Source organism: Paenibacillus sp. FSL E2-0151, assembly GCF_037993015.1.
Classification (GTDB): Bacteria; Bacillota; Bacilli; order Paenibacillales; family Paenibacillaceae; genus Paenibacillus; species Paenibacillus amylolyticus.
Genome location: NZ_CP150308.1, coordinates 3,096,453 through 3,108,411 on the forward strand (window position 1 = coordinate 3,096,453; position 11,959 = coordinate 3,108,411).

Sequence of the window (11,959 nt, forward strand, 5' to 3'; positions counted from 1 at the left end):
ACATCCCATTTATATCGAAGGAGTTATATAATCCATGAATGATACTATAGCAGGTAGCCAGATTCGTTTCATATTGGATGCGGAAGATAAAGAGATTCGTGCGGGTCGCATGACTGGCAGTGGCGGCAAAAGCCCACGAGGGGAATCGTATGATTTTACAAACTATTATATGACTCGTAATGCTAAACCCCATATTCCGGTGGTAGGTGAGTTTCATTTCTCCAGATTCGCTTACTTGCAGTGGGAAGAAGAATTACTGAAGATGAAGGCAGGCGGGGTGAGCATTGTCGCTTCCTATGTTTTCTGGAATTTTCACGAGGAGCAGGAAGGCGAATTTAATTGGTCAGGAAATCTGAATTTGCGGCACTTTGTGGATCTGTGTGGCAAACATGAGCTGCCTCTGATCGTACGAATTGGTCCATTCTGTCATGGGGAAGTGCGTAATGGTGGAATGCCGGATTGGTTATTCAGTTATCCATTCGAAGTCAGGTCGAACGATGAAGGATATCTGTATTACGCTAAGCGATTATATCGGGAGATTGCCCGTCAGCTCAACGGCTGCTTTTATCAGGAGGGTGGCCCTGTTATCGGGGTACAGTTGGAAAATGAGTATATGCACGCTGGCGCACCCATGGATGCATGGGGGTATACCCGCGAAAAATACATTACCTCCGGCCGGGATGGACGAGAACATCTGAAGATGCTTCGCCATATTGCCGAAGAAGTCGGTATGAAGCCGATGTTCTATACTGCCACGGCCTGGGGCAATGCTGCCGTGCCTGAAGAAGGAACATTGCCTATGCTAGCGGGGTATGCGTACACACCATGGATTCCCAATCAGCCTCCAAGCCGGGAGTATTTATTCCGGGATCTGCATATGAATCCTGTGGAAGAAGTGGATTATGACAGTCTGGAGTACCCTGCTGCGTATTGCGAGCTTGCTGGAGGCATGCAGGTCAGTTATCACGCTCGTCCGGTTGTTGATGCGGACAGTGTCGAGGCGATGACCATTGTGAAACTTGCGAACGGCAGCAATCTGGTTGGGTATTATATGTATCACGGGGGGACCAATCCGATAGGCAAAAATTCATATATGAACGAGCAGGCATTGCCGAAAATGACGTATGATTACCAATCGCCACTCGGGGAATTTGGGCGTGTTGGTGAATCGTATGACCGCATTCGTACCTTGTCCATGTTCCTGGAAGGATACGGTGAGTTACTTGCACCAATGGGCTGTGTTGTACCGGATGGTCAACATGCGATAACACCGGAGAACACGATGGATATGCGTTGGTCTGTTCGCCAACAAGATGGCTCGGGATTCCTGTTCATGAATAATTATCAGGATCATGTGGCGATGCCTGATCGTGATATACAATTGGAGCTGCATACCAGCAAAGGGACTGTTTTATATCCAAGAGAAGGAACGATGCAACTGAAATCCGGCATGGCAGCCATTCTGCCTTTCCATATGAATCTGAGTGGAATGAAGATCATTAGTGCTACCGTTCAGCCACTGACCCGATTTATGGTAAATCAGGAGCTTACGGCTGTCTTTTATGCCCATGAAGGCATGGCGCCTGAGTATGTTGTTGATGCATCATCTGTTACAAATGTGGAGATGCCTGAAGGTACAGTATCGGAGCAGGGGAATGAAGTTGTGATACATCCGATTGCCGGCAAGGACCATCATCTGCAAATCACAACATCGGACGGTATGGTCATACGAATCAATACATTGACCCGTGAAGAGGCATTACATGCCTACCGTTTCCGTGTGGGCGGAGAAGAAAGGCTTGTAATTAGCAGCAGTCATCTGTATGTACAGAATGAGATGCTCCTATGTACATCTGTGGAGCAACCAGAGATGGAGGTATCCTTCTATCCGGCTCCAGAGCATGTTTCAGCTTCTGAATATGCCGTCTTAACCCAGTCTAAGCAAGGAGTATTCGATACGTATACATTCCAAGTTTCGCCTTACGAACCTGCTGTAGAGGTTGATTATCCGAAAGAGTATGCAGCAACACTGAGATTGGACACAGCGTGGCCGGAACAAGTAGATGACGTGTGGATTGAGATTGATTATGAAGGAGACGTTGCAACAGCACATATTCATCATCAGATGTTAACGGATCATATTCACTATGGACACAGCTGGATGCTTGGTTTGAAGCAATTCCGTCATTTGTTGGCCGATCACGCGCTTCGTCTGTCTATAACCCCAATTCGAAAAGGGACGACTGAGAGTTATGTGAATCAGGCTTATGTGGAGCGGTTTGAGGGCGTGGAGATTGGAAAGTTTAATGAAATTCGGGTGAGACCACAGTATCGGGTTGGTTTGGTATTGGCGGGAGTTAGAGAAGACACTTAGTCTAAATCAGGAGTTAAACAACAGATAAACAAGACTTAAACAAGAGTTAACTTTCGTTAATAATACAGAGGGTTCTTTCTCCGAACGATTGTGAGGGGAGAGAACCTTTTTTTTGCTGTGTTATGTAAAAACAAAAGATTCCTAATCATGGTAAAAATATCTTGACTGGTAAGCGTTTTCAATTTATTATAACTTCATAACCTTAACGATAAAGTTTATTTAAACTAAAAAAAGTAACTATAATAAAGTTATTAGTTGTTTATTTTATAACCAAAAAACTTCTATTACCAACGATTTTAGTTAACTTCTTGCCTGGAGCAGGGTTAATTGAAATAAAAAAAACAAATACAGGAGGTTCCAAACGAATGGTTAATCTGAAAAAGTGTACAATCTTCACGATTATTGCTGCTCTCATGTTCATGGTATTAGGGAGTGCAGCCCCCAAAGCATCTGCTGCTACAGGATTTTATGTAAGCGGTAACAAGTTGTACGATTCCACAGGCAAGGCTTTTGTCATGAGAGGTGTTAATCACGGACATTCCTGGTTCAAAAATGATTTGAATACCGCTATCCCTGCAATCGCCAAAACAGGTGCCAATACGGTACGCATAGTTCTTTCGAATGGTAGCCTGTACACCAAAGATGATCTGAACGCTGTTAAAAATATTATTAATGTGGTTAACCAAAATAAAATGATAGCTGTACTCGAGGTGCATGACGCTACAGGGAAAGATGACTATAATTCGTTGGATGCGGCGGTGAACTACTGGATTAGCATTAAGGAAGCTTTGATTGGCAAAGAAGATCGGGTCATCGTTAATATCGCCAATGAATGGTATGGAACGTGGAATGGAAGTGCGTGGGCTGATGGTTACAAAAAAGCCATTCCGAAACTCCGAAATGCGGGAATTAAAAATACTCTAATTGTGGATGCAGCCGGATGGGGGCAGTTCCCTCAATCCATCGTGGATTATGGACAAAGTGTATTTGCAGCCGATTCTCAAAAAAATACCGTCTTCTCCATTCATATGTATGAGTATGCTGGCAAAGATGCTGCAACGGTCAAAGCCAATATGGAGAATGTGCTGAACAAAGGATTGGCTCTGATCATTGGTGAATTCGGGGGATATCACACAAACGGTGATGTGGACGAGTATGCCATCATGAGATATGGTCAGGAAAAAGGGGTAGGCTGGCTTGCCTGGTCTTGGTACGGAAACAGCTCCGGTCTGAACTATCTGGACATGGCCACAGGTCCGAACGGAAGCTTAACGAGCTTTGGCAACACCGTAGTTAATGATACCTATGGTATTAAAAACACTTCTCAAAAAGCGGGGATTTTCTAATCCGCCGATGAAACAGGAACACTCTGACGTTCACGTCAGGGTGTTTTTTTAATAAAATAGTTCAATCTATAATGACTTTTGAATATTTCCGTTTGGTTTTAAAATATTTTGTTTTCAAAATAAAACAAAGATGTTAAACTCGGATTAGGAATAAAACAAACATTATCGGAGGGAAACAAATGGTACAGAGTTTATGGAATGCATCGCAGGCATCTGAGAAAACAACAGGACTTGAGCAGTTGGTTTACCGATCCAATCTGATTGGAACTGATCGCAGTGTATGTAACATCTACGGTGGCAATACGTCTACCAAAACGACAGTGAAGGATTTTCGTGGTCGTGATGTAGAAGTAATGTATGTGAAGGGAAGCGGCTCTGATCTGGGTTCCATGGAAGCGAAACATTTTACCGGACTTGGGCTCGAAGACATTCGACCATTAATTGAACGTGAATCCATGTCGGATGAAGAGATGGTTGAATATTTGGGACATTGCATGATTGATGCCAAGCAACCACGTGCCTCTATCGAGACTCTGCTGCATGCGTTTCTTCCATATAAACATGTTGATCATACGCACCCGGATGCCATTATCAGCTTGTGCTGTGCACATAACGGCAAGGAATTGGCGAGAGAGATCTACGGTGATCGTTTTGTATGGGTACCTTATGTACGTCCAGGGTTTACGTTATCTAAAATGATTGCTGAAAGCGTATTCTCGAATCCCAATGCCGAACTCGTGCTGATGGAAAAACACGGACTTGTCACTTGGGGAGAAACATCCGAGGAATGTTACGCACAAACGATCAAGATTATCAACGAAGCAGAAGCATTCATCGAAGCACGGGTGAACGAAGAAAGTTTGTTCGGTGGTGTGAAACACCCGGCACTTGCAGCAGAGGTTCGTCGTCAGATCGTATCACGTGTAATGCCAACAATTCGTGGAGCGGTATCGGATAGCAAAAAAATGATTTTGTCCTTTGACGATCAAGAGGACGTACTTGCTTTTGTGGGCGGAGCAGATTCACCGGAATTGTCACAGGTGGGTGCAGCTTGCCCGGATCATCTGGTACATACCAAAGTGGTACCTTTGTTCATCGATTGGACACCGGATGCGGAAGATATTGAAGGTTTAAAAGCCAAGTTGGTAGAAGGTGTGGCTGCCTACAAAGAGCAGTATCAACAGTATTTTGAGAGCAACAAAAACGAAGGTGATGTCATATTCGAAGCGGCACCACGCGTTATCCTCATTCCAGGTGTGGGCATGATCAACACAGGCAAGAGCTGGGCGCTTTCCCAAGTAAGCGGAGCGTTGTATCACAGAGCGATTGCCGTTATGCGTGGGGCTACTAGCCTGGGCCAATTCGTATCACTTAGTGCAAACGAGTCTTACAATGTGGAGTACTGGCCGCTGGAATTGTACAAATTGTCTTTGGCTCCAGCAGAAACCGAATTCTCCCGTAAAGTGGCGTTTATTACAGGCGGCGCAGGCGGGATCGGAAGTGAAACAGCACGCAGATTGGTATCTGAAGGCGCACATGTGGTGCTTGCTGATCTCAACCTGGAGGGCGCACAGAAGGTAGCACAGGAAATCAATGATCAGTACGGTGAGAATCGTGCTTATGCGCTGAAAATGGACGTCACCGATGAGGAAGCCGTTCAATCTGCGTATGCTGATGTTGCGGTGCAGTATGGCGGAGTGGATATCATCGTGAACAATGCCGGATTGGCGACATCCAGCCCATTTGACGAAACGTCCCTGAAGGAATGGAACCTGAACATGAATGTACTGGGTACAGGATATTTCCTCGTGGCTCGTGAAGCGTTCAAGCTGATGAAACAGCAGGGTATTGGGGGAAGCATGGTATTTATCGGGTCCAAGAACTCGGTGTATGCAGGTAAAAGTGCCTCAGCTTACAGCTCAGCGAAAGCGCTGGAAGCACATCTGGCACGTTGTATTGCAGCAGAAGGTGGAGAGTACGGCATTCGTGTCAACACGATTCTTCCAGATGCCATTCTACAGGGTTCAGCGATCTGGAACGGTTCCTGGAGAAATGAACGAGCAGCGGCATATGGAATTGAACCGGATCAATTGGAAGAGTATTATCGCAAACGGACGACATTGCTCGTGAATATCTATCCAAGAGATATTGCGGAAGGAATTGCATTCTTTGCTTCTTCGAAATCCGAAAAAACAACCGGTTGTATGATGACCATTGATGGCGGTGTACCGGCAGCATTTACACGTTAAATTAGGAGGGTTCTTGCGGATGGATAACCAAGTCAAGCAAGCGTATGTAGCGGCCAAGGCATTGTATGCCCAGCACGGAATTGATACGGACGAGGTACTGAACAAACTCGCGGAGATCAAAGTATCCGTACACTGCTGGCAAGGCGACGACGTCAAAGGATTTCTGAATAAAGATGGGGAGTTAACAGGTGGTATTTCCGTTACAGGTCAATATCCGGGCGCTGCGACCACACCAGCAGAACTTCGTAAAGATCTGGAGCAAGCTTTTGCTCTGATTCCCGGCAAACATAAGGTCAATCTGCACGCGATTTACACGGATACAGACGAGCAGGTTGAACTGGATCAGATTGAGCCAAAGCATTATGAGAACTGGGTGAAATGGGCGAAAGAACAAGGACTCGGTCTGGACTTCAACCCAACATGTTTTTCCCATGAAAAATCAAGTGACGGGTTCACGCTCAGTCATCCAGATCCTGAAATTCGCAAGTTCTGGATTGATCACTGCAAGGCATCCCGCCGGATTGGTGCTTATTTCGGGGAACAGCTTGGTCAGACTTGTGTAACCAATGTATGGGTACCGGACGGATTCAAAGATAATCCGGTTGACCGGTTGACACCACGCAAACGTCTCAAAGAATCGCTGGATGAAGTATTCGGCGAACCACTTAACCCGGAGCACAACCTGGACGCGGTAGAGAGTAAGCTGTTTGGTCTGGGTTCGGAAGCATATGTGGTGGGTTCTCATGAATTCTATATGGGTTACGGTTTGCAAAATGATACGTTAATCTGCCTGGATGCGGGTCATTTCCATCCAACAGAGGTTATTTCTAATAAACTGTCGTCCTTGTCTTTGTTTACAAGTGGCATTCTGCTTCACGTAAGCCGCCCGATGCGTTGGGATAGTGACCATGTGGTAATTATGGACGATGAGTTGCTGGAAATTGCCCGTGAACTGGTTCGACATGATCTGCTTGCGACCACACATATTGGATTGGATTTCTTTGATGCAAGCATTAACCGTGTAGCTGCATGGGTTGTGGGGACTCGCAACACGATCAAAGCCCTTCTCCGAGCGATGCTCGAACCAGTGGATGCCTTGAAACAAGCCGAATTGGAAGGGGATTACACGTTGCGTCTTGCCTTAACGGAAGAGTTCAAATCCTATCCGTTTGGCGCGATCTGGGACTACTATTGTGCCCAGCAAGGCGTTCCAGTTCGTGAAAAGTGGATCACCGATATCAAAACCTATGAACAAGACGTATTACTACAGCGTGATAAATCATTGGTGTAACCGCATTTATTTTTCGTATAAACCACTATGGAATGAAAATTCCGTGGTGGTTTTTTTGGCATAATCACGCTGAAATGCATAACTGAGGCGATTGCTTCCATACTAGGAATATAGATCAGTATCGTATACGATTGCCACGCAGAGGAGGAATAATAGAGTTGAATCTAGCCCACAACAAACTGTATATCGCTGCACTTGGCGGCGTGAATGAAATAGGGAAGAATATGTATTTCATCCAGTACCATCAGGACATCATCGTGATTGACTGTGGTTCGAAGTTTCCCGATGAGACATTGCCTGGTATTGATCTGATCATTCCGGATGTAACGTATTTGCTGGAGAATCTGGATAAAGTAAGGGGTCTTGTGGTTACCCATGGACATGAAGATCACATTGGTGGCATTCCCTATTTGTTAAAACAAATGAACATCCCGGTGTATGCATCCAGGCTCACTCGTGGGCTGATCGAACTTAAACTGAAAGAGCATGGGTTGCTACGCAAAGCCGACTTGCATACGATCGATGCTCATTCCAGCATTACGCTGGGAGGGATCGAGGTTTCCTTTTTTGCAACCAGTCATAGTATACCGGATTGTCTTGGTATCTTTTTTCAGACCCGAGCAGGCAATGTTGTGCATACCGGAGATTTCAAATTTGATATGTCGCCTGTACATGGACCTTTCCCAGATCTGCACCGTATGGCCGAGATTGGCAAACAGGGTGTCCATATTTTGCTCTCCGAGAGTACCAATGCAGAAAGACCCGGATTTACACCTTCTGAGCGTGTTGTGGGGGATCACATTCTGGATGCCTTTATTCGTGCAAAACAAAAAGTATTCATCTCCACCTTTGCGTCGAATGTCAGTAGGGTACAGCAGATTGTGAATGCAGCATTCGAGACGGGTCGCAAACTTGCATTGTTGGGCAGAAGTATGGTGAATGTGGTATCGGTGGCCAGTGAATTGGGGTATTTGCAAGTTCCTGATGGATTGTTGATTGAAGCTATCGATTCGGATCAGTTTCCACCAGAACAAGTTGTTGTATTATGCACCGGTAGCCAGGGAGAAGCGATGGCAGCATTGTCACGTTTGGCATCCGGTAAACATCCTCACGTAAGAATTAACGCCGGGGACACGGTCATTATTGCTGCCGGAGCCATTCCGGGCAATGAACGAAATCTTGCACATGTAATTGATAACCTGTATGTTCTTGGAGCACGTGTGATATATGGTTCAAGTGGTGCAGCTGGGATGCATGTATCGGGACACGGCAGTCAGGAAGAACTCAAATTGATGCTTACTCTGATGAAACCGGATTATCTGATTCCGATCCACGGTGAGTTTCGCATGTTGTATCAACACAGACTGCTTGCTGAATCCGTAGGTATAGAGCGTGATCATGTGTTTATCGTGAATAATGGGGATATGGTCCAGTACAAAGACGGCATTGCTTCGTTAGGTCCCAAAATTGCATCAGGAAATAGTCTCGTAGACGGTCTGATCATGGGTGATGTCGGCAATATTGTACTGCGTGACCGCAGGCAACTATCCTCCGATGGCATGCTGGTGATTGTGACTACACTGAGCAAAACGGAAAAACAGATGGTCACGTCACCCGAAATTATCTCTAGAGGGTTTGTATTTGTTAAGGATTCGGAAGAATTCATGCATGAGATCCATGAGCTTGTTCTAAACCGGATGGATGAGTTGACCGGGGCTGGGGTGAATCAGTGGAATGTGATCAAAAGAAAGCTGAAAGACGAGATCGGTCACTATATTTACGCTCAAACAAAGAGAAGACCAATGATCTTGCCTATTATTATTGAGGTTTGAGTCAACAGAGATAGGGATTATCCTTGCCCTGATCGTCTGTGCAAACATGTATATGGAAGCTAAACAGCCTGATGAATGTCGGATCATACTTCGGTATGTACGTCACATTACCATCGGGCTTTTGCTATTACATTGGGAATGTACAATAGATGTACGATAAATGGAGTTGAATCAAATTCGCCACGGGTTTGCGATTCGAAGTATAATAAAAGGTAAACTAGCTAATAGAAATAAGAGGAGTCTTTATGAATAAAACGATTTCTGATATCGCTCAGATGGCAGGTGTGGCAAAAAGCACGGTCTCTCGCTTCCTGAATGGCGGATCGGTTAGTGAGGATACACGCCAGAAGATTGAGCGCATTATCAAACAATACAACTATGTTCCCAATACATTTGCACAGAGTCTGAAGGCTAAGAAGACCAGTATCATCGGTACGGTTGTGCCACGTCTTGATTCTTTTGCAACATCACAGACATTGATCGGTATTGATGAAGAACTGCGGAGTAATCAGTATCAGATGCTGATCGCAAATACAAGTCAGGACATGCAACGCGAGATTGATGCCATCTATGATTTTGCACGACAGAAGGTATCGGGTATTATTCTGCTGGCTGCTGAAGTGACTGAAGCACATCTGAAGGCCGTTGAGGATATACGGATTCCGGTGTTATTGGTGGGGCAGCAGCATGAGCAATTGCACAGTCTGGTTCACAATGATGATCAGGCAGGTTATGAGATGGGCAGATATGTCGTCGAACAGGGTCACCGCAAGATCGTGTATATGGGGGTTAGCGAGAAGGATCGGGCGGTAGGAATCTATCGTAAACAAGGGTTCCAGCGAGCAATCGCCGAGTGTGGTGGATGTGAAGTGAAGTATTATGAGACAAGCTTTAAGATGTCTGAAGCCATTGTTACCGCTGAAGCCATACTGAAAGAGACCACACCAACGATCATCGTGGGGGCAACGGATAATATCGCACTGGGTGTGATGAAGATTGCATTCTCCAATAAAATTCGCATACCGCAAGATTTGTCTGTTACGGGATTTGGCGGATATGATATTACGGAGATGATTCACCCCACGCTGACGACGGTGAAATATCATTATTTGCAGGCGGGCAAAGTAGCGGCGAATCACATTATTCGTCTGGTCAAAGGCGAGTCGGTGGAGGAACGAACAACACTCGACGTAGAACTAATTCCTCGAGAAAGCGTTGACAAATTATAAAAACATCCTTTATGATAATTCCATCGAACCGGTTCCATTGTGAATATCCAATGCGGATATGCGAACACCGGTGCAGGCACTAATGCCATGGAATTATTTTTTTGCGTCGAATGGAACCGGTTCCTATATTTTGAATGGAGAACAGCTATGAAAATGACTAGAGAGCAACGCTACAGACGAATTGAGCAAGCGGAGCCTGGAGAGATTGCGAAGCTTGAAGCACAGATATCCGTATGTCCTTGGCGACAAAGTTATCACATTCAGCCGATAACAGGTCTGCTTAATGATCCTAACGGCTTTGCATATTATCAAGGCTATTATCATCTGTTCTATCAGTGGTTTCCACTTGGGACAGAACATGGCATGAAATACTGGTATCATACCCGCTCGAAGAATCTGGTGAACTGGGAAAATGTCGGGATTGGAATCGAACCGGGTGGCAGGTATGACTCACACGGAGCTTATTCCGGCAGTGCGATTGAAAAAGACGGCAAGCTGCATTTGCTGTACACAGGCAATACAAGGGATGAGGATTGGGTCAGACATCCGTATCAATGCTTGGCAGTTATGGATGAAAGCGGTTCAGTAACCAAACTGAATGATCCCGTGATCTCGTCTGTGCCAGCCGGATACACGGAACACTTCAGAGATCCCAAGGTGTGGCAACAAGGAGACACGTATTATGGTGTAATTGGTGCGCAGAGAACAGATGAGACGGGATGTACAGTGCTGTATCGCTCCATTGATCTGAACAACTGGGAGTTTCTTGGTGAAATTCGCACGCAGTTAACCTCCTTTGGTTACATGTGGGAGTGCCCGGATTATATGGAGATAGACGGGAAAGGTGTACTTGTCTTTTCCCCGCAAGGCATAGACGCTGTGGGAGATCATTATCAGAATATTTTTCAATCCGGTTATCTGATCGGTGAGCCGCTCAATCTCCAGACGAGAGAGTTCAATCATGGTGAATTTCAGGAGTTGGATCGTGGATTCGACTTCTATGCGCCGCAGACGATGCAGGGCCCGGACGGAAGACGTATTCTGGTTGGTTGGATGGGACTTCCTGATCTGGAATATCCGACAGACGATAGTGGCTGGGCTCATTGCCTGACCATTCCTCGGCAATTGTCACTGAGAGACGGCAAGTTAATTCAACAACCGGTTGCAGAGATGGTCCAATTACGTCAGCAGGAGGAAGGGACACATATTCGCGCAACGATTGATAATGAGAGTCGATCCTTCGCTGGTTTTAATGGGATTGCCTATGAGCTGATATGTGAGATAAGCCATCTAGAAGCAGAGATTGTAGGCATCGAATTACGGGCAAATGGAACTGAAAAGACGGTTCTTCTGTATGATCGGATTCAGCAGAAAGTTGTCTTGGATCGGACGATGTCTGGTGCCAAGTTGGCAGAGCAGAATGGCGTTGTACGACAGTGCACACTTACTGCGGAAGTGATTAAGTTCCATCTGTTCGTAGATGCATCTTCAGTCGAGATCTTTGTGAACAATGGGGAAGAGGTCTTTACCAGCAGGATTTTCCCAAGCCGGGACAGCGTGGACATTCGTTTCTTTACACGCGGAGGCAAAGCTGATTTTGAAGCAACTCAATGGAGTTATTAAGTATTACGTGAGAGG

General features: G+C 45.7%; 7 protein-coding genes. All 7 read left to right on the forward strand.

Going from position 1 to position 11,959, the window contains the following annotated elements:
• The first annotated feature begins 34 nt into the window (after positions 1 to 34).
• Entirely contained in the window at positions 35 to 2,374 is a 2,340-nt protein-coding gene (locus MHI55_RS14230) for a beta-galactosidase (protein ID WP_340390367.1), read from the forward strand.
• A 365-nt stretch (positions 2,375 to 2,739) separates the two neighbouring features.
• Positions 2,740 to 3,720 (forward strand): glycoside hydrolase family 5 protein, encoded by a 981-nt coding sequence (locus MHI55_RS14235; RefSeq protein WP_076327755.1) that lies wholly within the window; start codon positions 2,740 to 2,742, stop codon positions 3,718 to 3,720.
• A gap of 179 nt (positions 3,721 to 3,899) precedes the next feature.
• Positions 3,900 to 5,969, forward strand: coding sequence for a bifunctional aldolase/short-chain dehydrogenase (locus MHI55_RS14240; protein WP_340390369.1), 2,070 nt, complete (start codon positions 3,900 to 3,902; stop codon positions 5,967 to 5,969).
• A 19-nt stretch (positions 5,970 to 5,988) separates the two neighbouring features.
• The gene (gene rhaA, locus MHI55_RS14245; protein ID WP_036670709.1) at positions 5,989 to 7,260 is read left to right on the forward strand and encodes an L-rhamnose isomerase; all 1,272 of its coding nucleotides are present in this window, start codon (positions 5,989 to 5,991) and stop codon (positions 7,258 to 7,260) included.
• 158 nt (positions 7,261 to 7,418) lie between these two features.
• Positions 7,419 to 9,092 (forward strand): ribonuclease J, encoded by a 1,674-nt coding sequence (locus MHI55_RS14250; RefSeq protein WP_340390371.1) that lies wholly within the window; start codon positions 7,419 to 7,421, stop codon positions 9,090 to 9,092.
• Between the two features lie 245 nt (positions 9,093 to 9,337).
• Entirely contained in the window at positions 9,338 to 10,321 is a 984-nt protein-coding gene (locus MHI55_RS14255; RefSeq protein ID WP_036608469.1) for a LacI family DNA-binding transcriptional regulator, read from the forward strand.
• A 147-nt stretch (positions 10,322 to 10,468) separates the two neighbouring features.
• Entirely contained in the window at positions 10,469 to 11,944 is a 1,476-nt protein-coding gene (locus MHI55_RS14260) for a sucrose-6-phosphate hydrolase (protein ID WP_340390373.1), read from the forward strand.
• Positions 11,945 to 11,959: the final 15 nt, after the last annotated feature.

Excerpts from the sequence above, each read along its gene's own strand:
- MHI55_RS14230 (WP_340390367.1), top strand. The coding sequence starts at position 35 with ATGAATGATACTATAGCAGGTAGCCAGATTCGTTTCATATTGGATGCG.
- MHI55_RS14235 (WP_076327755.1), top strand. The coding sequence starts at position 2,740 with ATGGTTAATCTGAAAAAGTGTACAATCTTCACGATTATTGCTGCTCTC.
- MHI55_RS14240 (WP_340390369.1), top strand. The coding sequence starts at position 3,900 with ATGGTACAGAGTTTATGGAATGCATCGCAGGCATCTGAGAAAACAACA.
- rhaA (WP_036670709.1), top strand. The coding sequence starts at position 5,989 with ATGGATAACCAAGTCAAGCAAGCGTATGTAGCGGCCAAGGCATTGTAT.
- MHI55_RS14255 (WP_036608469.1), top strand. The coding sequence starts at position 9,338 with ATGAATAAAACGATTTCTGATATCGCTCAGATGGCAGGTGTGGCAAAA.
- MHI55_RS14260 (WP_340390373.1), top strand. The coding sequence starts at position 10,469 with ATGAAAATGACTAGAGAGCAACGCTACAGACGAATTGAGCAAGCGGAG.